Annotated in this window: 19 protein-coding genes; 11 read left to right on the top strand and 8 right to left on the bottom strand. The window is 71.3% G+C overall.

The genetic code is table 11. The annotated features are described in order from the left end of the window. Positions 1-61: 61 nt before the first annotated feature. The 5 genes from ACFVJX_RS28165 to ACFVJX_RS28185 all read right to left on the bottom strand — a co-directional run bounded on the left by ACFVJX_RS28165 (position 62) and on the right by ACFVJX_RS28185 (position 6568). Positions 62-3226 (bottom strand): efflux RND transporter permease subunit, encoded by a 3165-nt coding sequence (locus tag ACFVJX_RS28165; RefSeq protein ID WP_384128877.1) that lies wholly within the window; start codon positions 3224-3226, stop codon positions 62-64. A gap of 166 nt (positions 3227-3392) precedes the next feature. Next, the gene (locus ACFVJX_RS28170; protein WP_384128879.1) at positions 3393-4088 is read right to left on the bottom strand and encodes a response regulator; all 696 of its coding nucleotides are present in this window, start codon (positions 4086-4088) and stop codon (positions 3393-3395) included. Further along, complete coding sequence (locus ACFVJX_RS28175; protein WP_384128881.1) at positions 4085-5347, bottom strand: sensor histidine kinase; 1263 nt, start codon at positions 5345-5347, stop codon at positions 4085-4087. The genes ACFVJX_RS28170 and ACFVJX_RS28175 overlap by 4 nt, the downstream gene beginning before the upstream one ends. Positions 5348-5500: 153 nt before the next feature. Beyond that, positions 5501-5779 carry a hypothetical protein gene (locus ACFVJX_RS28180; protein WP_384128883.1) on the bottom strand — a complete coding sequence of 93 codons (279 nt, stop codon included), beginning with the start codon at positions 5777-5779 and terminating at the stop codon, positions 5501-5503. A 9-nt stretch (positions 5780-5788) separates the two neighbouring features. After that, on the bottom strand, positions 5789-6568 hold the full coding sequence (locus tag ACFVJX_RS28185) for a PspA/IM30 family protein (protein ID WP_384128885.1): 780 nt from the start codon (positions 6566-6568) through the stop codon (positions 5789-5791). Between the two features lie 296 nt (positions 6569-6864). On the opposite strand from ACFVJX_RS28185, the gene ACFVJX_RS28190 reads away from it, so the two are divergent. From ACFVJX_RS28190 to ACFVJX_RS28200, 3 genes are all read left to right on the top strand, one after another. After that, the gene (locus ACFVJX_RS28190) at positions 6865-7464 is read left to right on the top strand and encodes a DUF3043 domain-containing protein (protein ID WP_384128887.1); all 600 of its coding nucleotides are present in this window, start codon (positions 6865-6867) and stop codon (positions 7462-7464) included. Between the two features lie 83 nt (positions 7465-7547). Further along, positions 7548-8306 (top strand): class I SAM-dependent methyltransferase, encoded by a 759-nt coding sequence (locus tag ACFVJX_RS28195; RefSeq protein WP_384128889.1) that lies wholly within the window; start codon positions 7548-7550, stop codon positions 8304-8306. Positions 8307-8470: 164 nt separating this feature from the next. Beyond that, on the top strand, positions 8471-9562 hold the full coding sequence (locus tag ACFVJX_RS28200) for a S1C family serine protease (RefSeq protein WP_384128891.1): 1092 nt from the start codon (positions 8471-8473) through the stop codon (positions 9560-9562). Positions 9563-9622: 60 nt separating this feature from the next. Here the strand turns inward: ACFVJX_RS28200 and ACFVJX_RS28205 are convergent, their stop codons facing one another. After that, on the bottom strand, positions 9623-9868 hold the full coding sequence (locus ACFVJX_RS28205) for a hypothetical protein (RefSeq protein WP_384136624.1): 246 nt from the start codon (positions 9866-9868) through the stop codon (positions 9623-9625). Positions 9869-9972: 104 nt separating this feature from the next. Here ACFVJX_RS28205 and ACFVJX_RS28210 point away from each other — a divergent pair, with 104 nt between their 5' ends. From ACFVJX_RS28210 to ACFVJX_RS28230, 5 genes are all read left to right on the top strand, one after another. Then, the gene (locus ACFVJX_RS28210; protein WP_384136626.1) at positions 9973-11175 is read left to right on the top strand and encodes a bifunctional adenosylcobinamide kinase/adenosylcobinamide-phosphate guanylyltransferase; all 1203 of its coding nucleotides are present in this window, start codon (positions 9973-9975) and stop codon (positions 11173-11175) included. Positions 11176-11228: 53 nt separating this feature from the next. Continuing rightward, positions 11229-12056, top strand: a complete 828-nt coding sequence (locus tag ACFVJX_RS28215) for a class I SAM-dependent methyltransferase (protein WP_384136628.1) — start codon at positions 11229-11231, stop codon at positions 12054-12056. A gap of 142 nt (positions 12057-12198) precedes the next feature. Next, complete coding sequence (cobT, locus tag ACFVJX_RS28220; RefSeq protein ID WP_384136629.1) at positions 12199-13320, top strand: nicotinate-nucleotide--dimethylbenzimidazole phosphoribosyltransferase; 1122 nt, start codon at positions 12199-12201, stop codon at positions 13318-13320. 89 nt (positions 13321-13409) lie between these two features. Then, positions 13410-15215 (top strand): phosphatidylglycerol lysyltransferase domain-containing protein, encoded by a 1806-nt coding sequence (locus ACFVJX_RS28225; RefSeq protein ID WP_384136631.1) that lies wholly within the window; start codon positions 13410-13412, stop codon positions 15213-15215. Beyond that, entirely contained in the window at positions 15212-15943 is a 732-nt protein-coding gene (locus ACFVJX_RS28230) for a hypothetical protein (RefSeq protein WP_384136633.1), read from the top strand. The genes ACFVJX_RS28225 and ACFVJX_RS28230 overlap by 4 nt, the downstream gene beginning before the upstream one ends. Here ACFVJX_RS28230 and ACFVJX_RS28235 read toward each other — a convergent pair. Continuing rightward, positions 15886-16647: a hypothetical protein gene (locus ACFVJX_RS28235; RefSeq protein ID WP_384136635.1), complete on the bottom strand. Its 762-nt coding sequence runs from the start codon at positions 16645-16647 to the stop codon at positions 15886-15888. The genes ACFVJX_RS28230 and ACFVJX_RS28235 overlap by 58 nt on opposite strands. 88 nt (positions 16648-16735) lie before the next feature. On the opposite strand from ACFVJX_RS28235, the gene ACFVJX_RS28240 reads away from it, so the two are divergent. After that, a complete protein-coding gene (locus tag ACFVJX_RS28240) occupies positions 16736-17515 on the top strand; it encodes an adenosylcobinamide-GDP ribazoletransferase (protein ID WP_384136637.1) in 780 nt (259 codons plus the stop codon). A 26-nt stretch (positions 17516-17541) separates the two neighbouring features. Here ACFVJX_RS28240 and ACFVJX_RS28245 read toward each other — a convergent pair whose 3' ends face one another. Continuing rightward, entirely contained in the window at positions 17542-18387 is an 846-nt protein-coding gene (locus ACFVJX_RS28245; protein WP_384136638.1) for an endo alpha-1,4 polygalactosaminidase, read from the bottom strand. A 247-nt stretch (positions 18388-18634) separates the two neighbouring features. Here ACFVJX_RS28245 and ACFVJX_RS28250 point away from each other — a divergent pair, with 247 nt between their 5' ends. Both ACFVJX_RS28250 and lpdA read left to right on the top strand, forming a co-directional pair. Continuing rightward, positions 18635-20182: a leucyl aminopeptidase gene (locus ACFVJX_RS28250; RefSeq protein ID WP_384136640.1), complete on the top strand. Its 1548-nt coding sequence runs from the start codon at positions 18635-18637 to the stop codon at positions 20180-20182. 328 nt (positions 20183-20510) lie between these two features. Then, the gene (gene lpdA, locus ACFVJX_RS28255) at positions 20511-21899 is read left to right on the top strand and encodes a dihydrolipoyl dehydrogenase (protein ID WP_384136642.1); all 1389 of its coding nucleotides are present in this window, start codon (positions 20511-20513) and stop codon (positions 21897-21899) included. Positions 21900-21917: the final 18 nt, after the last annotated feature.

Consider the following 21917-nt stretch of genomic DNA (forward strand, 5'->3'; position numbering starts at 1 on the left):
GGACGGACAGCGGGAAGGCCCCGGCACCGGAATCCGGTGCCGGGGCCTTCCGTATGACGGGTCAGGCCTTCGCGGGCTCCGGCTCCTCCTCGGAGGAGGTGGTGGTCTCCTCCGATTCGGCCGGGGCCGGGAGACCGGCCTTCTTGGCCCGCTTGGCGGCCTTCTTCTTCGCGCGGCGCTCCTTGCGGAGCTCCACCATCGCGTAGAGCGTCGGCACCAGGAGCAGCGTCAGCAGCGTCGAGGTGACCAGACCGCCGATGACCACGACGGCCAGCGGCTGCGAGATGAAGCCGCCCTCACCGGTGACGCCGAGCGCCATCGGGAGGAGGGCGAAGATCGTCGCCAGGGCCGTCATCAGGATCGGGCGCAGACGGTGGCGGCCGCCCTCGATGACCGCCTCGACGACGCCCATGCCCTGCCTGCGGTACTGGTTGATCAGGTCGATCAGCACGATGGCGTTGGTCACCACGATGCCGATGAGCATCAGCATGCCGATCATCGCCGCGATGCCCATCGGGGTGCCGGTGATGAGCAGCAGACCGATGGCGCCGGTCGCCGCGAACGGGATGGAGACCAGCAGGATCAGCGGCTGGACGAGCGACCGGAAGGTCGCCACCAGCAGCATGAAGACGATCGCGACGGCCGCCAGCATGGCCAGGGCCAGCTTCACGAACGCGTCGGACTGGTCCTCGGTGACGCCGCCGATGGTGGCGGTGGCGCCGTCGGGGAGGTCCAGGGCGTCGACCGCCTTCTGCAGGTCCGTGCTGACCGCGCCGGTGTCGTCGCCCACGGGCTTGGCGGTGATCGTCGCGGCGCGCTGGCCGTCGATCCGGGTCATGGAGACCGGTCCGGGGACCAGCGCCACGTCGGCGATCGAGCCGAGCTTGACCCGGCCGAGCGAGATGTTCTTCAGCTCGTTCATGGTGGTGGCCGGGTGGGCGGACTTGACGACGACGTCGCGCTCGGTGTCGTCCATGATCGCCTTGCCGGACGGGGTGCCCTGCACCGCGCCGGCGACGGCCGCGCCGAGGGCGGCCTGGGTGAAGCCCGCGTCGGCCGCCTTGTCGTTGGCCTTGACGGAGATCCGCGGGATGCTCTGCGCCAGGTCGCTCTGGACGTCGGTGACCTTCTTGAGCTTGGCGACCTCGGCCCGTACCTGCTCGGAGGCCTTCTTCAGCGTGTCCGCGTCGGCGGACTTGACCACGACGCTCAGGTCCTGGCTGCCGAAGCCGTCACCCCCGGAGATCGTGGTGTCACCGATGCCGTCGAGCCTGCCCAGTGCCTCCTCGATCCGTTCCTGGGCGGCGTCGTATTCGTCCGAGTCCTTCAGGGTGACCTGGTAGGAGGCCTGGTTGGCGCCGGTGCCGCCGCCGAAGGCGGCCATGAAGCCGGACGAGCCGACGGTGACCTGGTAGTCCTTGACGCTCTTGTCGTCGGCGAGGACCTTCTCGACCTTCTTGGACGCCTCGTCCGCGGCCTTCAGGCTGGTGCCCGGGGTGAGCTCCTGCTTGATGGAGAGGACTTCCTGCTCGCCCTGGTCGAAGAAGTTGGTCTTGAGCAGCGGGACCATGCCGAAGGTGCCGAACAGCACCGCGACGGCGATGACGACGCTGGTGATGCGGCGCCGGGTCGCGAAGCGCAGTACCGGGATGTAGAGCCGCTGGAGCTTGCTGCGGGCTTCCTTCTCCTCGGCCTCGCGGCGCGCCTTGTCCGGGTCCTCGACGGCGCCCTTGGGGGCGCGCAGGAACCAGTACGACAGGACGGGTACGACGGTGAGCGAGACCAGCAGGGAGGCCAGCAGGGCCGCCGTGACCGTCAGGGAGAACGAGCCGAAGAGCTCGCCGACCATGCCGCCGACCAGACCGATGGGCAGGAAGACCGCGACGGTGGTGAGGGTCGAGGAGGTGACCGCGCCGGCCACTTCCTTCACCGCGGTGATGATCGCGGACTGGCGTTCCTCGCCGTAGCCGAGGTGACGCTTGATGTTCTCCAGGACGACGATCGAGTCGTCGACGACCCGGCCGATCGCGATGGTCAGCGCGCCCAGGGTGAGCATGTTGAGCGACAGGTCACGGGTCCAGAGCACGATGAGCGCGAGGACCACGGAGAGCGGGATGGAGACCGCGGTGACCAGGGTCGAGCGGAGCGAGGCCAGGAAGACCAGGATCACGATGACCGCGAAGAGCAGGCCGAGCGCGCCCTCGGTGGTCAGACCGGAGATCGCCTTGGAGACGGCGGGGCCCTGGTCGGAGACGACGGTCAGCTCGGCGCCGGCGCCGAGGTCCTTGCGCAGGTCCGGGAGCTTGTCCTTGACCGCGTCCGAGATGGAGACGGCGCTGCCGTCCTTGTCCATCGTCGCCATGACGGCGAGGCTCGGCTTGCCGTTCGTACGGGTGATGGAGTCCGCGGTGGACGGCTCCTGCTTCACCGTCGCGATGTCACCGACCCGGACCGCCTTGCCGGGCTTGCCCGACGCCGCGTCCTGACCGGTGACCCGCAGGTCCTCGATCTGCTTCAGGGAGGTGAAGGAGCCGCCGACCTGGACGGTGCGGCTCTTGCCCGACTCGGAGAACGAGCCCGCCGGGACCGTCGCGCCGCCCGCCTGGAGTGCCTGGGCGAGCGAGGCCGGGTTCAGACCGGCGGCGGCGAGCTTCCGGTCGTCCGGGGTGATGGAGATCTGGAGGTCCTGCACACCGTCGACGGACACCTGGCCGACGCCGTCGATGTCCTCCAGTGCGGGGACGACGGTGCGGTCCAGCTGGTCGGAGAGCGCCTGCTGGTCCTTGTCGGACGTGACGGCGAGGACGACGGTCGGGATGTCGTCCGTCGAACCGGCGATGACCTGCGGTTCGACGTCGTCGGGCAGTTGGACGCGGGCGCGGTTCACCGCCTGCTGGATGTCGGCGACGAGCTGCTTGGTGCCCTCGTCGCCGAAGTCGAAGGACGCCATGATGACGGCGTTGCCCTCGCTGGCGGTCGAGGTGATTCCGGTGACGCCGTCGACGGACTTGATCGAATTCTCGAGCGGTTCGACGACCTGCTTCTCGACCACATCGGGGGACGCACCCTGGTAGGGGGCGAGCACCGACACCATCGGAAGTTCGATGGTGGGCAGCAGTTGCTGCTTGAGCTGCGGGATCGCAATCGCTCCGAACACGAGCGCGACGATCGAGATCAGCCCGATCAGGGCCCTTTGCGCGAGGCTGAATCTGGACAGCCAGGACATGGGTTAGGTCTCTCTTCTGTGGCTTACGCGGCAGGTGGGCGGGGTAACTCGGGGACAGACCCGGCCCATCTATACGATCGCCCACCGACCTGGCCGAAGGCGTCAGCCCCAGGTCGCCTTCCTTATGCCGCGCATACCGCAGGTGGAGTACGCCGCGGCTGCACCCTCACTCCACCCTGGGGCGCACAAGGCCCGATTCGTAGGCAATAACCACCAATTGGGCCCGGTCGCGGGCGCCCAGCTTCGCCATGGCCCGGTTCACATGGGTCTTCACCGTGAGCGGGCTGACCACCAGGCGCTCGGCGATCTCGTCGTTGGTGAGGCCGCCCGCCACCAGGACCAGCACCTCGCGCTCCCGCGTGGTGAGCGCCGCGAGGCGCTCGGAGTACTCGGCGGCGCCCGGCCCCTCGCCGTCCGAACTGCCGCCCTGCGCGAGGAACGTGGCGATCAGCCCTTTGGTCGCGGCCGGGGAGAGCAGCGCCTCGCCGCCCGCGGCGATCCGGATGGCGTTGAGGAGCTCGTCCGGTTCCGCCCCCTTGCCCAGGAAGCCCGAGGCGCCGGCCCGCAGCGACTGCACCACGTACTCGTCCACCTCGAAGGTGGTCAGCATGACCACGCGTACGTCCGCGAGATCCGGGTCGGCGCTGATCATGCGGGTCGCGGTGAGCCCGTCCGTACCGGGCATCCTGATGTCCATCAGCACCACGTCGGCCCGCGTCGACCTGGCCAGTTCCACCGCCTGCGCACCGTCGGCCGCCTCGCCGACCACCTGCATGTCCGGCTCCGAGTCGACCAGCACCCGGAACGCGCTGCGCAGCAGCGCCTGGTCATCGACGAGCAGGACCTTGATGGCCGGTGTCATACGTTCTCCCCCGTTCGGCCCACCACGTCCGGTTGTTCCGACTGCTGCGGGAGGGCCTTGACGGGCAGGATCGCATGGACGCGGAAACCCCCGCCGTAACGGGGGCCCGCGGTGAGGGTGCCGCCGAGGGCGGTGACCCGCTCCCGCATGCCGAGCAGGCCGTGGCCTCCCCCGTCGCCCTCGGCGCCCGGGTTCCCCCGGCCGTTGTCGAGCACCATGACCTCAGCCGTGGCCCCGACCCGCACGACACTCACCTCGGCCTTCGCGCCCGGGCCGGCGTGCTTGCGCACATTGGTCAGCGCCTCCTGGATCACCCGGTACGCGGCCAGGTCCACCGCGGCCGGCAACGGCGGGTTGTCGCCCGTCGCGCAGGCCACCTCGACGGGCAGCCCGGCCCGGCGCACGGTCTCCACCAGCTCGTCGAGGACGGCGAGCCCGGGGGCGGGCTCGGTCGGCGCCTCGGGATCGCCCGACTGACGCAACAGGCCCACGGTGGCCCGCAGTTCGTTGAGCGCCGAGCGGCTGGCCTCGCGGACGTGGGCGAGGGCCTGCTTGGCCTGGTCCGGGCGTTTGTCCATGACGTGGGCGGCGACCCCGGCCTGCACATTGACCAGGGCGATGTGGTGGGCCACGACATCGTGCAGATCGCGGGCGATCCGCAGCCGCTCCTCGGCCACCCTGCGCCGGGCCTCCTCCTCGCGGGTCCGCTCGGCCCGTTCGGCGCGCTCCCGGATCGCGTCGACGAACGCGCGCCGTGAGCGCACCGCGTCCCCGGCGGCGCTCGCCATGCCCGTCCAGGCGAAGACGCCGAAGTTCTCCTGGCTGTACCAGGGCGCCGATCCGAAGAGCATCGCGGCCGCGGTGAGCGCGGCCATGGTGAGCAGCCCGACCCGCCAGGTGGTCGGCCGGTCGGTGCGGGCGGCGATCGTGTAGAGCGCGATGACCACACTCATCACGACCGGGGCCGGCGGGTCCGCCAGCACCAGCTCGACGACCGTCAGCGCACCGGTGGCGACGAGCACGGCCATCGGATGGCGGCGGCGCCACACGAGAGCGAGAGCGCTCAGCACCATCAGCAGGACACTGCCCGCCGATGGCGTGCGGGTGCCGAAGGAGGGCCCGTTGTGCGCGTGCGGATCGGCGAACGAACCGACGAGCATGCATACGAGCACGCCCAGCGCGAGCGCTCCGTCCAGCGCGGTGCAGTGGTCGCGCAGCCAGTGCCGGACGCGCAGAACGCCGGTTCCGAGGGTTGTCACGTCAAGCTACGTTACGGCGTGTCGCGCGGGAATCCGCCCGGCCCGGGGCGAGAGGCCGCCCGCGGCAGGCGCCCCGCCGTACGCACAGTGATGCCCCGCGTCCGGCGGACCGGGCGCGGGGCATCACTGTGCGGGTGCTGGAGCTGCCGGTTGTCAGCCGGGAATCAGACCGTCGTCACGGAGCATGGCGCGCACCTCTTCGAGGGTCGCGTCGGGCGACGGCAGGATCAGCTCGGACGGCTCCAGGGAGTCGTCCGGCAAGGGTGTGCCGAGTTCGCGCACCTTGGCGAGGAGCGCGTGGAGGGTCGAGCGGAAGCCGGGGCCGTCGCCGCTCTCCATTTCGGCGAGCAGGTCGTTGTCGAGCTCGTTGAGCTCGGCGAGATGAGTGTCGGCCAGGACTGCCTGGCCCTCCCCCATGATCCGTACGATCATGACGCTGCCTTAATTCTTGTCGAACTTGTGCGGGGACCGGTCCTGCTGCTGGGCGGCGTCCTGCGGGCCGCCCTCGATGGCCTGCTGCGAGGAGGAGCCGCCGGCCAGTTCGGCCTTCATGCGCTGCAGCTCCAGTTCCACATCAGTACCACCCGAGATCCGGTCCAGCTCGGCGGCGATGTCGTCCTTCGCCGTGCCGGTCGGGTCGTCCAGGGCTCCGGAGGCGAGCAGCTCGTCGATCGCGCCCGCGCGCGCCTGCAGCTGCTGGGTCTTGTCCTCGGCCCGCTGGATGGCCAGCCCGACATCGCCCATCTCCTCGGAGATGCCCGAGAAGGCCTCCCCGATCCGGGTCTGCGCCTGGGCAGCCGTGTAGGTGGCCTTGATCGTCTCCTTCTTGGTACGGAAGGCGTCGACCTTGGCCTGCAGCCGCTGGGCCGCCAGAGTGAGTTTCTCCTCCTCACCCTGCAGCGTCGTGTGCTGCGTCTCCAGGTCGGTGACCTGCTGCTGAAGGGCCGCTCGGCGCGACAGCGCCTCGCGGGCCAGGTCCTCGCGGCCGAGCGCGAGTGCCTTGCGGCCCTGGTCCTCCAGCTTCGATGACTGGCCCTGCAGCTGATTCAGCTGCAGCTCCAGACGCTTGCGCGACGTCGCCACATCGGCGACACCGCGGCGCACCTTCTGAAGCAGCTCCAGCTGCTTCTGGTACGAGTAATCGAGGGTCTCGCGCGGGTCCTCGGCCCGGTCCAGGGCCTTGTTTGCCTTCGCGCGGAAGATCATCCCCATACGCTTCATGACACCGCTCATGGGCTTCGCGCGCCCCCTTCTGACTTAACTGGGCTCCAGCACTCCAACAGAACCCACAGTACGGGCCCTGCCTCTATTACCGCACTGTTCGAGCAAGGATGTGCTCCTCCCCAAGGACGACTGCCACCGGCACCGCTCCGGCCCAGGGAGTAGGTGAGGGTCAGGGAAACCGGTGGCAACACCCGCAAACGTCCCGCTCGCACACTCCTGGGGACGCAGGCCGTTGCCGGATCGTTCCCGGCCGGTCTGGGGTCGTCGCGATCGACCCCGTACCCTTGGGCCTTGTGTTCCGTAGCCGCTCCAAGGAAGAGAAGGCCCCCACCGGCAAGGTGACGGCGGACCTCTCCAAGACGCCCCGCGACCCGCAGGCCCCCAAAGGTCGCCCCACCCCCAAGCGCAGCGATGCCCAGTCGCAGCGCCGTCGTGCCTCCAGTGGAGCGCCGACCGACCGCAAGGAGGCCATGAAGCGCCAGCGCGAGGCGCGCCGCGTGGACATGGCCAAACAGCGTGAGGCGCTCGCCAGTGGTGACGAGCGCTATCTGCCGGCCCGTGACAAGGGCCCGGTGCGACGGTTCGTCCGCGACTTCGTGGACTCGCGCTTCTGCATCGCGGAGTTCTTCCTGCCGCTCGCCGTGATCATCCTGATTCTCAGCGTGATCCAGGTGCAGGGCATCCAGAACATCTCGCTGCTGCTCTGGCTCGGTGTCATCGTGCTGATCGTCGTCGACTCGATCGGGCTCACGTTCCGGCTGCGCAAGCAGCTGAACGAGCGGTTCCCCGACACCCCCAAGCGGGGTGCGGTCGCCTACGGCCTGATGCGTACGCTCCAGATGCGACGGCTCCGGCTGCCGAAGCCGCAGGTCAAGCGCGGGGAGCGGCCCTGAGTACGGATCTCTTCGGCTCGGCCGGCGGCGCGTCCGCCGGGCAGCCGGGTGATGCCGTCTCCGGATTCTCCGGCGCCTCGCCGGTGTGGCTGAAGGGGCTCGGCGGACTGCGCAACACCGTCCGCCAGGAGCTCGTCGCCCGGCAGCTGGACGAGCAGATCGCGGCACGCTTCCCGGTCGGGCAGCGGCTGCGCATCCTGGACGTCGGCATGGGCCAGGGCACACAGGCGCTGCGCCTGGCCCGGGCCGGGCACACGGTCACCGGGCTGGAGTCCGACCCCGAGATGCTGCGGATCGCCCGCGAGGCACTCGGTGGCGAACCCGCGGGAATCCGTGAGCGGGTCCGGCTCATCGAGGGAAACGGCCAGGACACCGGGGTGCACTTCCTGCCCGGCAGCTTCGACGTGGTGCTCTGCCACGGCGTGCTGATGTATGTCCAGGAGCCCGACGCCATGGTGGCGGGGCTGGCCCGGATGCTCGCACCGGGCGGCCTGCTGTCGCTGCTCGTACGGAACGCGGACGCGCTGGCGATGCGGGCCGGGACCGCCGGGGACTGGGACGCGGCGCTGGCCGCGTTCGACACGGACCGGTACACCAACCGGCTCGGCCTGTCCGTGCGCGCGGACCGGCTCGCCGCCCTCACCGCGACGCTCGCCGGGATCGCGGCTCCGCTGCACGCCTGGTACGGGGTGCGGGTCTTCACGGACAACGTCAGCAACGACGTGGAGCTGCCTGCCGCGGCGGAGCTGGAGCGGGTGCTGGCCGCGGAGGACCGGGCGGGGCGGACGGATCCCTATCGTGGGGTGGCCGCGTTGCTGCACCTGTGCGGGGTGCGGGGGTAGGGAGCCGGGGGCGGGGCGGGTCCACCGGGGTTGTCCGGCGGCCGTTTCGTCCTCGATCGCCGGACGGGCTCGAGTGGTCCGGGCTTGAGTGGTCCGGGCGCTCGGACGGTCCGGGCGGGTGCGTTCAGCGGGCCGAATTGTGGGGCCAAAGTGATAATCCGGACATGGATTCCTTTTGCTCCCGCAGCCTCGTGCGTCGGCTGCTGCTGCCCCTGACCGCGGGTGCGTGTGCGATCGCGCTGGTCGGCGGCTGCTCCGACTCGAAATCGAACTCCTCCGAGCAGGACGCGACGAAGTCCGAGGCGGTCCAGCAGGGCTCGGCCTCGAAGGCCACCGCCGATCTCCAGAGCGAGTACCAGTCCGTGATCAAGGACGTACTTCCGTCGGTGGTGCAGATCGACGCCTCTGACAGCCTGGGCTCCGGCATCGTCTACGACGCCAAGGGGCATATCGTCACCAACGCCCACGTCGTCGGCAAGGAGAAGACCTTCAAGGTCAGCTCGGCCACCGGCGAGAAGGTGCTGAGCGCCTCGCTGGTCGCCACCTACCCCGAGCAGGACCTGGCCGTGATCAAGCTCGACCACGTGCCCGAGGGGCTGAAGGCCGCGAAGTTCGGGGACTCCGAGAAGGTCGCGGTGGGGCAGATCGTGCTGGCGATGGGCTCGCCGCTCGGGCTGTCCAGCAGCGTCACCCAGGGCATCGTCTCGGCGCTCGGCCGGACCGTGAGCGAGAGCAGCGCGGGCGGCGGCACCGGCGCGACCATCGCGAACATGGTGCAGACATCGGCGGCGATCAACCCGGGCAACAGCGGGGGCGCGCTGGTGAACCTGGACAGCCAGGTCGTCGGCATCCCGACGCTGGCGGCGACGGACCAGCAGATGGGCGGCAGCGCGGCGCCCGGCATCGGATTCGCGATCCCCGCCTCCATGGTGAAGACGGTCGCCGACCAGATCATCAAGAACGGCAAGGTCACCGACTCGGGCCGGGCGGGCCTCAACATCACCGGCCGGACCGTCGTCGACAACAGCTACAAGCCCGCCGGGGTCGCACTCGTCAGCGTCTCCAAGGGCGGCGCGGCGCAGAAGGCTGGTCTGCGGGTCGGCGACATCATCACCAGGATCGGCGACAGCCGGGTCACCACGATCACGTCTCTGTCCGAGGCGCTGGCCTCGGACAAGCCCGGCCAGAAGGTCACCGTGACCTATCTGCGCAGCGATGCGGAGAAGACCGCCGACGTGACGCTGGGCGAGATCTGAGCACCGGAACCGCGCGGCCGCCGGGCGGGCCCGTTCGGGTCCGCCCGGCGGCCGTCCGGATCAGCTCTGCTCGGCCTGCTCCGGCTGGTCCGCCGGCTCGGCCTGCTCGGCCTGGAGGCTCATCGGGCCGTAGATCTTCGTCGCGTCCTCGAAGAGCGTCACCTGCTCCGCCCCGCCGTCGAGGAGTTCCTTCCAGTACTCACCGATCCAGGACTCCGCGTCCCCCTGCGTCGTGAATTCCTCCGGCTGCAGGGCCGGCTCCGTCTCCGTACCGTCGGACTTCTCGAACCGCCACGTCCACGCCATGTCCGCCTCCTGGGTCACTTTGTTCCGTCCGCAGCCTAGGGCCTCTGCATACCCCGGTACCCCCACGTCGCGCACCCGGTGCCGGTACGCGGGAGGATCGGACCGTGGAACTGACTCTGCTCGGCACCGGAGCCCCCGACGGGCTGCCGCGGCCCGAATGTCCCTGCGCCGCCTGCGCCACCGCCCGCGGGGTGCGCAGCCGGGCCGCGACCGCCCTGCTGATCGACGACGCGCTGCTGCTCGATCTCACCCCCGGGGCCGTGTTCGCCGCCGCCCGCGCGGGCCGGTCGCTCACCGGCGTACGCCAGGTACTGCTCACCCATCCGCACGACGGGCCGGCCGTGGAACTGCCCGCGGGGCTGCCCCCGGCGGGCCGGGTGCCGGACGGGCAGGTGCTGACGCTGATCAGCGGGCACCGGGTGCGGGCCGTGCCGATGGACGCGCCGGGGACCGGGTACGAGGTGACGGCGCCGGAGGGTGAGCGGCTGCTCTACCTGCCGCCGGGCGGCGCCCCGGCCGGTCTCGCCGACCGGGTGGCGGAACCGTACGACATGGTGGTCGGCGACGTCGTGGGGCGGCCCGACGCGGTGGCCCGGCTGCGGGCCGTCGATGCGGTCGGGCCCGCCACCGAGGTGATCGCCGTCCATCTGGACCATGACGCACCACCCGGCCCCGCGCTCGACCGCAGGCTCGCCGCGGCCGGGGCGAGGGCCGTGCCGGACGGGACGACCCTGGCGGTCGGCGGGTACCGCTCCGCCCCCGAGGTGCCCCGGCGCACCCTGGTCACCGGCGGTGCGCGGTCCGGGAAGTCGGTCGAGGCCGAGCGGCGGCTGGAGACGTATCCGGAGGTCGTGTACGTGGCGACCGGCGGCGGCCGGGACGGCGACGCGGACTGGGCGGCCCGGATCGGGCTGCACCGGGAGCGCAGGCCGGCCGCCTGGCGCACCGAGGAGACCTGCGAGCTGGCGGAGCTGCTGGCATCGGACGGCCCTCCGCTGCTGATCGACTGTCTCTCGCTCTGGCTGACGGACGCGATGGACCGGGTGGACGCCTGGGACGACGCCGCGTGGGCAGGAGGCGGACGGAGCACGCTGCGCAAGCGGACGGCGGAGCTCGTGGCGGCCTTCCGGGGCACGCGTCGCACGGTCGTCGCGGTGACCAACGAGACCGGCTCGGGCGTCGTGCCCGCGACGGCCGCGGGGCGGCGGTTCAGGGATGAGCTGGGCCGGCTCAACGCCGCGGTCGCGAGTGAGTGCGAGCAGGTGCTGCTGGTGGTGGCCGGGCAGTCGCTGACGTTGCGCGGCTGACCGGGAAGCGGTCGCCGGGCCGACCGGCGGCGGACGGAGTGAGGAGCGGACGGATGGCGCGTGTGCGGCCGATGCTGGACGGGGTTCCGGAGACCCTGCTGTGGACGTTGTACAACCGGGCGTACGAGGCCGGCCGGCGCTATCCGGTGCTGGACGACCCGATGGCGCTCCAGTTGCTGGCGGATCTGGACTACCCGTTCGAGGAGCGGTTCGGCCTTCCCAACGCGTTCAACTCGCAGGCGCAGGGGCTGCGGTCGCGCTGCTTCGACCTGGCCGTGCAGGCGTATCTCGCCGACCGTCCGGAGGCCACCGTGGTGGCGCTCGGTGATGGTCTGGAGACCGGGTTCTGGCGGGTCGACAACGGCCGGCTGAACTGGCTGAGCGTGGAGCTGCCCGAGGTGGCCACGTTGCGCCGGACGCTGCTGCCCCCGTCCGGCCGGCTGCGGACGATCGCCGGATCGGTGACCGATCTGTCCTGGCTGGACGCGGTCGAGGACCCGTCGGGGCGGGGTGTGGTCGTCACGGCGCAGGGGCTGCTGATGTATCTGCGGCCCCCCGAGGTACGCAGGATCATCGCGGCCTGCGCCGAACGGCTGCCGGGCGGGGTGCTCGTCCTGGACTCGATGTCCCGGTGGCTCGCGAAGGGCACGGTGGCGGGCACCTCGAAGGTCGGCGGGATGACGGTTCCGCCGATGCGCTGGGCGATGGACCCGGGCGAGCGGCAGAAGCTGCGCGGCGCGCATCCGGGGATCACGGAGGTGCGCGCGCTCCCCCTGCCGCGCGGGCGCGGTGCGATGGGTGAGCTGATCCGGGTGCAGAATCTGCTTCCCGGGGTGCGGACGATGACCCCCGCGATGACCCAACTGCGGTTCGGCGGCTGAGCGGCGCACCCGCCCGGGCCGAAAATCGCGGCAGGTACTGTTCCGGAGAGAGGTTGCCCGGTCGCAGGCCACCCGGCACCCTCTGAGCCCGCCGGCGGGCTCCCCGGCCCACACGACGTATCGACCCGCGAGGCAGACCCCCGTGAATCTGGACGACTTCTCCGACCTGATCGAACGCCCCGACGGGGGTGTACGGCGAGATGCCGAGGAGCGCCGGGAGCGCTTCCGCGTGCCGCCGGGCGCTCTCGGCCGTCTGGACGAGCTGGGCGAGTGGCTCTCGGCGGCCCAGCAGGCCGTACCCGTCAGGCCGGTCGAGCAGCCGCGGGTGGTGCTGTTCGCCGGTGATCACGGGGTGGCGGCGCTGGACGTCTCCGGCCGTGCGGCCGGCAGCGCGCACGAGCTGGTGCGGGCCACGCTGGAGGGGGCTACGCCGCTCTCCGTGCTGGCCCGCCGGTTCTCCGTGCCGGTGCGGATCGTCGACGCCGGTCTGGACTGCGACCCGGAGCTGCTTCCGGAGCAGGTGGTCCGGACCCGGGTGCGGCGCGGCAGCGGCCGGATCGACATCGAGGACGCGATGACGGCCGAGGAGGCGGAGCGGGCGGTACGTCTCGGTATCGCCGTCGCCGACGAGGAGGCCGACTCGGGCACCGACCTGGTGGTGCTGGGCGATCTGAGTGTCGGCGGTACGACGGCGGCGGCCACGCTGATCGCCGCGCTGTGCGGCACGGACGCCTCGGTGGTCACCGGGCGCGGCGGTGCGGGCATCGACGATCTGGCGTGGATGCGCAAGTGCGCGGCGGTCCGCGACGCGCTGCGCCGGGCCCGGCCGGTCCTGGGCGACCAGCTGGAGCTGCTGGCCACGGTGGGCGGTCCGGATCTGGCCGCGATGACCGGCTTCCTGCTCCAGTGTGCGGTGCGCCGGCTTCCGGTGATCCTGGACGGGGTGGTCTCCGCGGCCTGTGCGCTGGTCGGCCAACGGGCCGCGTTCCGGGCGCCGGACTGGTGGCTGGCGGGCCAGCTGAGCGGTGAACCGGCACAGGCGAAGGCGCTGGACCGGATGGCGCTCAACCCGCTGCTCGACCACGGCGTCATCGTCGGCGAAGGAAGCGGGGCATTGCTCGCACTTCCGTTCGTACAGGCCGCTGCCGCACTGGCGGCGGAACTGCCCGAGCGCGCACCGGCCGCCGACGAGGACGACGAGAAGGACGGCGAGGAGACGGCCGTAGGCGAAGGGGCCGACGGGGGCGGACCGGCCGGCGACTGACGAGCGGCAGCCCGATCCGGCTGCGGCCGCCGGACACCGGCCGTGAGGCAGCCCCTTATGAAGTGCGATGCCCCATATGATCGCTTTTCATGGGAGAGGTCAGCGTGGCAAGCGAGGAATCCGGGCGAGACGACGTCCAGGCACAGAGCACCGTCCGCTCACGACGCGGCGCGGCCTTCGCCATCTGGTACCTGCGCGTCGTGTCGTTCATCAATTTCCTGAGCGCCGTCTGGGTCACCTTCGGCCAGGACCTGCGGCGGCACAACACCGAGAACTACTTCACGCCCTATCTCCTCACCGCCGGATTCTCCTCCGGGGTGGTGGCGATGTTCCTCGCCGTCACCATGCGGCGGCGCAAACGGGCCGCGTGGATCGTCAACATGGTGCTGAGCGGGCTCACACTGCTGCTCTTCGCCGCGGTGATCGGCTTCCCGGAGATCCGCCGGTACCCGCAGAACTGGATCTCGCTGGCCCTGACCGCCGCCTTCGTCCTCGCACTGGTACTCGGCAGGCGCGAGTTCTACGCGAAGGGCGACCGGTCCAATCCGAAGCTGGCCGCGCTGGTGGCGGTGGTCGGACTGCTGGCCACCTCACTGATCGCGGCCGCCCTGGTCACCCTCACCAACACCGCGCACGACGAATACCGTTCGACGTTCCTGGACCGCTGGCGCTACGGCGCGCTGCGGCTGGTCTCCGTCGCCGCCAGCGACTCCCGGTTCCCCGGCATCCAGTCTCCGGGCTGGGTCAACGTCGTCATCAACATCCTCTCCACACTGCTGCTGATCGCCGTCGTGTACGCGGCGTTCCGCTCCCGCCGGGCGGTCGACCCGATCAGTCCGCAGGACGAGGAGGCACTGCGCACCCTGCTCGACAAGCACGGCGAGCGGGACTCGCTGGGCTACTTCGCGCTGCGCCGCGAGAAGAGCGTCATCTGGTCGCCGACCGCCAAGGCCGCCGTCACCTACCGGGTGGTGGGCGGGGTCTCGCTGGCCTCGGGCGATCCGATCGGCGACCCGGAGGCATGGCCCGGGGCGATCGGTCCCTGGCTGACCGAGGCGCGCGAGCACGGCTGGACCCCGGCGGCGATGGGGGTGAGCGAGGAGGGCGGCAACGTCTACGCCCGGCACGGGCTCGACGCCCTGGAGCTCGGCGACGAAGCGATCGTGGAGACCGCCGAGTTCACCCTGGAGGGACGGGCGATGCGGACCGTCCGCCAGGCGTACAACCGGGTCAAGCGGGCCGGTTACGACGTGACGGTGCGCCGGCACGAGGACATCCCCGAGGCCGAGATGGCCGAACTGGTGCGACGGGCCGACGACTGGCGCGACGGGGAGACCGAGCGCGGTTTCTCGATGGCGCTCGGGCGGCTCGGCGACCCGGCGGACGGCCGGTGCGTGATGCTCGAATGCCGGGACGCGCCCCCCGCCGACGGCGAGGGACCGGGCGAGCTGCGCGCCGTGCTGAGCTTCGTGCCCTGGGGTCCGAACGGCCTCTCGCTCGATCTGATGCGGCGTGACCGGGACGCCGAGAACGGCCTGATGGAGTTCATGGTCATCGAACTCCTGCAACAGGCCGAGAAGATCGGCATCACCCAGGTCTCGCTGAACTTCGCGATGTTCCGCTCGGTCTTCGAGCGTGGATCGCGGCTCGGCGCCGGTCCGGTGCTCAGGCTGTGGCGTTCGCTGCTCAGCTTCTTCTCGCGCTGGTGGCAGATCGAGTCGCTCTACCGCGCCAACGCCAAGTACCGGCCGATCTGGGAACCGCGCTACCTGCTCTTCGAGAAGAGTTCCGACCTGCTGCGCATCGGCATCGCGGCAGGACGCGCCGAAGGGTTCCTGGAGGCGCCCGGTCTGCCCAAGTGGCTGCACCGCTCGCATCTCGGGCCGCGTGGATGAGACCGGTGCGCGCCCTGCTCCGGGCGGCCCGCCGGGAGTGGGGGCCGCTGTGGACGGCCGTGCGGACGGCGCTCGCACGCGACCGGCTGCGGGCCGTCCCGATGACGTCGGCGGCCGTCTGTCTGACGGCCCTGATACAGGTGGTGCAGAACCGGTCCTGGGGCGCGGGTGCGGTACGGACCCTCGGCGCCGTGCGGGCCGAGGATCCACTCTGGGTGGCTCTGCTGCGTACCCCGCTGTCGCTGTTCGTCCCCGCGCCGGACCTGCCGGTGTGGGGCGCGCTGGCGCAGCTGCTGCTGGTGTTCGGGATCGCCGAGATGTGCCTGGGCCGGCGGCGGACGCTGCTGATCGCGTACGCCGCGACCCTGGCCGGGACGCTGTACGCGCGGATCGGCGTCGCGCTCGGCCCCGACGGGTTCCTCGGACTGCCCGCGTCCGACGCCCTCGAGGTCGACACCGGGCCCTCGGCCGCCGTCGTCGCCCTGGCCGTCTGCCTGTGCCACGCGTACCGGGCCTGGTTCACCGGGACGCTGGTGATCGTGGCGATGGTGGCCGAGGTGGCCGCCAAGGACAATCTGGCGGGCAAGGAGCATCTGGCGGCCATCGCCGCCGCGCTCGTGCTGTGCGCGCTGGCGGCCCGGCACGACCGGCGCCGGCTGCGCCGCCGCCGTCAGGGCTTGGGCGTGCGGGCCGGGACGCGGTCGGGCGCGCCGCCGATCAAGTCCTGAAACCTGCGGCGCGGGCCGGCCCAGCGGACGTCGTGGTGGTAGGCGCGCAGCACCGACCTGGAGCGGGCCCGGTGCCGGTTGCGGTAGAACCGCTTGGCCCACATCGAGGCCGGCCGCGCCAGCCGGACCGCCCCGACGAGGGCGACGAACGGCACCAGGGTGCCGACCACCGCCATCCGCGCCTTGCCCTTGAACAGGGTGATCAGCACGAAGCAGAAGTTGACGACGACGGTCAGCACGGCGCCCAGCCGGCCCTGCTGCTGATCGTCGCTCAGATCGTCGACGCCGAGCGGCGAGAACCCGCCGAGCACCAGCAGCACCAGGGCCGCCGTGAGGACCACGACCTCCACGCTCTGGCGGCCCTGCTCGCTCCAGTACACGTCGTCCAGGTGCAGGATCAGGGCGAATTCGTCCAGCACCAGCCCCGCTCCGATGCCGAACACCACCGCACAGGCCGCAGCCGTGAAGCCGTGCTTCCCGCTGGCCACCGCGCCGAAGCCACCGACCACGCTCAGCACCACTCCCGGCACCACGTGGTGGACGTGGACCCCGCCCGGCGTGATGTTCCGGAACGGCCCCTTGCCCGCCCGGATCATCCGGGTGATGACCCGGGTGACCGCGAACGTCAGCACGAAGGCGGCCAGTGCCAGGAGCAGGGGCAGTTTCCCCGGCTCGACGATGTTCCGGTCGAACCAGTGACCCATGCCACCCACTCCCGATTGACCGATTCAGCCCCGTTTCAATCCGTTTCGGACAATCTATCGGGCGTGCCCACCGATTAGCCTGCGCGCCGTGACCTCCCTCAACAGCCACGGCATACGTTTCGCCTTCGGCACCCTCACCGTGATCCCCGTCCGCGTCACCCGCTGGGACCGCGAGGCGGCGCGGGCCGGGATGCTGTGGGCCCCGTCGGCCGGGCTGGCCGTGGGGGTCCTGGCGGCGGTACCCGGCAGCCTGTTGCCGCTGCTCGGCTCGGGGCCGCTGCTCGCCGCCGTCGTATCCACCGCGGTTCCGGCGGCCCTGACCAGGGGGCTGCATCTCGACGGTCTCGCGGACACCGCCGACGGCCTCGGCAGCGGGAAGCCGGCCGAGGACGCGCTGCGGATCATGAAGCAGTCGGACATTGGGCCATTCGGTGTGATCACCCTGCTCCTCGTGCTGCTGGCACAGGTGGCGGCCCTTCAGGAGCTGTACGGGCAGAGCTGGGCACGGGGCGCGGTGGCGACCGTCACCGCCGCCGTCGTCGCCCGGCTCGCCCTCACGCTGGCCTCCCGGGCCGGGGTCCCGGCGGCGCGCCCGGAGGGGCTCGGCGCCGCGGTGGCGGGCACGGTCCCGGTCCCGGCCGCGGTGGCGGTCGCGCTCGTGACGGTGGCGGCCTGCGCGGGCGCCGGAGCGCTGCTGGGCGGTTACGGGGCCCTGAGTCACGCCCTGGCCGCGTCAGCCGCCCTGGTGGTGGCCCAGCTGCTCCTGCGCCACTGTGTGCGGCGCTTCGGCGGGGTGACCGGCGATGTGTTCGGGGCGCTGGCGGAGACGGCGGCGACCGTGACCCTGGTGGGGCTGACACTCGGCTGACCGGCGGCCGCCGGTCAGCCGCCCGGTCAGGCTCCGGCCGCCGGGCACTGCTTGCGCCAGGCGCCGAGCTCGTACTTCTTGAGGAGGGAGCTCAGCCCCAGCCGCCCGGACTGTGCGCAGAACCGTGTCACGGGCAGCTCGTACTCCACGTGGAACACCGCCTTGCCCGCCTTCACGAACGGGCTGAGCTCCTCGCACTCCTCGTACTGGGCACACTGCTCGTTGACCGCGAAGTCGAAGTCCCCCACCAGCTGCGGGATCTGCGGGAGGTCGTTCTTCAGGCCGACGGCGAGTCCGTGGCGGTGGGCCGCGGCGGCGATGAGCCGGTTGTAGCGCAGCTGGTGGGCGGCGGTCAGCGGGAAGCCGGTCCGGTTGCGGTAGCCGTCCATGTTGTCGGGCTCCACCGCGTCGAAGCCCTTCTTGGCGCACATGGCGATCCGGTCCTCCATCAGCGGCGCCAGGACGTCGGTGCGGCGGATGTCGAGCCAGCGCTCCCCCGCCCAGCCGTTGCTCTTCCCGAGGACCGCCGCCGGGAAGTCGTCCGCGTCCGGCCGGAACTCCTCCCAGGCGCCGGTGGAGAGGTAGCAGATGACCTTGCGCCCCTTGCGGTGGAGGGCGGCCACCTCCGCCGCACCGCGGTCGAAGCCGTCGATGTCGTAGACCGGGGCGTCCACCGTGGGGTCCAGCCGGCCCGAGAGCTGCCACTGCCAGTCGGTGCCCGGCTCCGGCTGCCAGCGCCCCGCGGCGGGCCGGGCGGCCGGGGCGGGTTCCGGCGCCGAGGTGCAGCCCGCCAGCAGAATCAGCACAACCAGCAGCGTGACGGACAGCACGAGGGGCCGTCCGGTCACACGCGTGGCCACCCGGTCGAGCATCGTTCCCCCTGTTCGCCGCGCCGTCGCCAACATCGTTGCGGTCGCGGCCCGTTCTCCCGGGAAGATCATCCCGGCATGACAACCGTACGGGTGCCGGAAGGTGCTGACGGCCCGCCGCCGTGATCCGGCGGCAAGGGCGCGCGTAGGCTCATTCCCGGCACATTGCGGCGGCGTCTACGATGCGCCGGGCACGGTCGGCCCACCCCTCGACCGACAAAGAACTCTACGGAAGCGAGATTTCACCACCGTGACTGCTCTCACTCTCAGCACCTCCGGTGCGGCGACGCTGCGCGCCGACGCACTTGTCGTAGGCGTCGCCAAGGGCGCAGCCAAGTCCGGGGCCCTGGTCCTCGCACCGGGCGCCGAGGCCGTGGACAAGGCCTTCGGCGGAAAGCTCGCCGGCGTCCTGGAGACCCTGGGCGCCTCCGGTGCCGAGGGCGAACTGACCAAGCTCCCCGCGCCCGACGGCCTGAAGGTCCCGGTCGTCATCGCGGTCGGCCTCGGCCCGGTCCCGGAGAAGGGCGGCTCGTACGACGCCGAGGCGCTGCGCCGGGCCGCGGGTTCCGCCGCCCGCTCGCTCACCGGCTCGAAGAAGGCCGGCTTCGCGCTGCCCATCGGCTCCGTCGAGGACGCCGAGGCCATCGCCGAGGGCGCGCTGCTCGGCGCGTACGCCTTCACCGCCTACCAGCGCGGCGAGAACAAGCTGGCGCCCAAGGGTGACCGGTCCGGCGCCAAGCTGCCGCTGGCCGAGGTGGCCGTGCTCGGCGCCAAGCCCCGCGACAAGGCGTTCAAGGCCGGCGCCGAGCGTGCCGTCGCGCTGGTCGAGGAGATCAACCGCGCCCGCGACCTGATCAACACCCCGCCGAACGACCTGTACCCCGAGTCCTTCGCCGCCGTGGCCTCGGCCGCCGGCAAGGAGCACGGCATCAAGGTGCAGGTGCTCGACGAGAAGGCGCTCGTCAAGGGCGGCTACGGCGGCCTGGTCGGCGTCGGCCAGGGCGCGACCCACGGTCCGCGTCTGGTGAAGCTCGCCTACACGCACCCCAAGGCGGAGAAGACCCTGGCCCTCGTGGGCAAGGGCATCACCTACGACTCGGGCGGCATCTCGCTGAAGCCGGCCGGCCACAACGAGACGATGAAGTGCGACATGAGCGGCGCGGCCGCCGTGTTCGCCGCCGTCGTCACGGCCGCCCGTCTGGGCCTGCGCGTCAACGTCACCGGCTGGCTGGCCCTCGCCGAGAACATGCCCTCGGGCAACGCCACCCGCCCCGGTGACGTACTGAACATGTACAGCGGCAAGACCGTCGAGGTCCTCAACACGGACGCCGAGGGCCGGCTCGTCCTGGCCGACGCGCTGACCCGTGCCTCCGAGGAGAAGCCGGACGCGATCGTCGACGTGGCGACCCTGACCGGCGCGATGGTGCTGGCGCTGGGCAACCGCACCTTCGGCATCATGGCGAACGACGACGCCTTCCGCACCTCGATCCACGAGATCGCCGACGAGGTCGGTGAGGCCTCCTGGCCGATGCCGCTCCCCGCCGACCTGCGCAAGGGCATGGACTCCCCGACCGCCGACATCGCCAACATGGGCGAGCGGATGGGTGGCGGCCTGGTGGCGGGTCTGTTCCTGAAGGAGTTCGTGGGCGAGGGCATCGCCTGGGCGCACCTGGACATCGCGGGCCCGGCCTTCCACGAGGGCGCACCGTACGGCTACACGCCGAAGGGCGGCACCGGATCCGCGGTCCGCACCCTGGTGAAGCTGGCGGAGCGCACCGCGGCCGGAGACCTCGGCTGAGGCGCGACTGACGGACGGCCCCGGGCATACGTCCGGGGCCGTCCGTGTTGCACCCACGCCACCGCTGCCGGGGTCCGGGACGGGTTTCGCTCTCGACGAAATCGGCTCGCCCCTACGCGGTGGTAACCCCCTGAGAAGGACGACCATCCGTCTCAGACCCGGGCCCCCGCGTCCCGCCCACCGTCAACAAGTGCGAAGATGGGTTCTCGGCAGGACAGGGCCCCCACCACAGGGCCGAATGACAAAAGCGGCCGAACACCAGCCGACCGGCCGGTCACACCCCGATGACGGGGCCCGGCGTACGGCGCACATGCATGGAGGACGTGACGTGGCGAACGACGCCAGCACCGTTTTCGACCTAGTGATCCTCGGCGGTGGTAGCGGTGGTTATGCCGCGGCCCTGCGCGGAGCGCAGCTGGGCCTGGACGTCGCTCTGATCGAGAAGGGCAAGGTCGGCGGCACCTGCCTGCACAACGGCTGTATCCCCACGAAGGCCCTGCTGCACGCCGGTGAGATCGCCGACCAGGCGCGCGAGGCCGACCAGTTCGGTGTCAAGGCCACCTTCGAGGGCATCGACATGGAGGCCGTCCACAAGTACAAGGACGACGTGATCTCGGGCCTGTACAAGGGTCTGCAGGGTCTCATCGCCTCCCGCAAGGTGCACTACATCGAGGGTGAGGGCCGGCTCTCCTCGCCCACCTCGGTGGACGTGAACGGCCAGCGCATCCAGGGGCGCCACGTGCTCCTGGCGACCGGCTCCGTGCCGAAGTCGCTGCCGGGCCTGGAGATCGACGGCAACCGCGTCATCTCCTCGGACCACGCGCTGAAGCTGGACCGGGTCCCGAAGTCCGCGATCGTGCTGGGCGGCGGCGTCATCGGCGTCGAGTTCGCCTCGGCGTGGAAGTCCTTCGGCACCGACGTGACCATCGTCGAGGGCCTCAAGCACCTCGTCCCGGTCGAGGACGAGAACAGCTCGAAGCTTCTTGAGCGCGCGTTCCGCAAGCGCGGCATCAAGTTCAACCTCGGCACGTTCTTCCAGGGCGTCGAGTACACCCAGGACGGCGTCCGGGTGACCCTCGCCGACGGCAAGACCTTCGAGGCCGAGGTGCTGCTGGTCGCCATCGGCCGCGGCCCCGTCTCGCAGGGCCTCGGCTACGAGGAGGCCGGTGTCGCGCTGGACCGCGGCTACGTCCTCGTCGACGAGTACATGCAGACCAACGTCCCGACCGTCTCGGCCGTGGGCGACCTGGTCCCGACGCTCCAGCTCGCGCACGTCGGCTTCGCCGAGGGCATCCTCGTGGCGGAGCGGCTGGCCGGTCTGAAGACCGTCCCGATCGACTACGACGGTGTCCCGAAGGTGACGTACTGCCACCCCGAGGTCGCCTCCGTGGGCATCACCGAGGCCAAGGCCAAGGAGCTCTACGGCGCGGACAAGGTCGTCGCCCTCAAGTACAGCCTGGCGGGCAACGGCAAGAGCAAGATCCTCAAGACCGCGGGCGAGATCAAGCTCGTCCAGGTCAAGGACGGTGCCGTGGTCGGCGTCCACATGGTCGGCGACCGTATGGGCGAGCAGGTCGGCGAAGCCCAGCTGATCTACAACTGGGAGGCGCTGCCGGCCGAGGTCGCGCAGCTCATCCACGCCCACCCGACGCAGAACGAGGCGATGGGCGAGGCGCACCTGGCCCTCGCCGGCAAGCCTCTGCACTCCCACGACTGATCAGTCGACCGGGCGCGA

The organism is Streptomyces sp. NPDC127177, assembly GCF_042672475.1.
In the GTDB taxonomy this organism is placed as follows: Bacteria; Actinomycetota; Actinomycetes; order Streptomycetales; family Streptomycetaceae; genus Streptomyces.

Excerpts from the sequence above, each read along its gene's own strand:
- ACFVJX_RS28180 (WP_384128883.1), bottom strand. The coding sequence starts at position 5,779 with ATGATCGTACGGATCATGGGGGAGGGCCAGGCAGTCCTGGCCGACACT.
- ACFVJX_RS28215 (WP_384136628.1), top strand. The coding sequence starts at position 11,229 with ATGGCGCGTGTGCGGCCGATGCTGGACGGGGTTCCGGAGACCCTGCTG.
- ACFVJX_RS28165 (WP_384128877.1), bottom strand. The coding sequence starts at position 3,226 with ATGTCCTGGCTGTCCAGATTCAGCCTCGCGCAAAGGGCCCTGATCGGG.
- ACFVJX_RS28225 (WP_384136631.1), top strand. The coding sequence starts at position 13,410 with ATGGGAGAGGTCAGCGTGGCAAGCGAGGAATCCGGGCGAGACGACGTC.
- ACFVJX_RS28205 (WP_384136624.1), bottom strand. The coding sequence starts at position 9,868 with ATGGCGTGGACGTGGCGGTTCGAGAAGTCCGACGGTACGGAGACGGAG.
- ACFVJX_RS28200 (WP_384128891.1), top strand. The coding sequence starts at position 8,471 with ATGGATTCCTTTTGCTCCCGCAGCCTCGTGCGTCGGCTGCTGCTGCCC.
- ACFVJX_RS28170 (WP_384128879.1), bottom strand. The coding sequence starts at position 4,088 with ATGACACCGGCCATCAAGGTCCTGCTCGTCGATGACCAGGCGCTGCTG.
- ACFVJX_RS28185 (WP_384128885.1), bottom strand. The coding sequence starts at position 6,568 with ATGAAGCGTATGGGGATGATCTTCCGCGCGAAGGCAAACAAGGCCCTG.
- ACFVJX_RS28230 (WP_384136633.1), top strand. The coding sequence starts at position 15,212 with ATGAGACCGGTGCGCGCCCTGCTCCGGGCGGCCCGCCGGGAGTGGGGG.
- ACFVJX_RS28245 (WP_384136638.1), bottom strand. The coding sequence starts at position 18,387 with ATGCTCGACCGGGTGGCCACGCGTGTGACCGGACGGCCCCTCGTGCTG.
- ACFVJX_RS28235 (WP_384136635.1), bottom strand. The coding sequence starts at position 16,647 with ATGGGTCACTGGTTCGACCGGAACATCGTCGAGCCGGGGAAACTGCCC.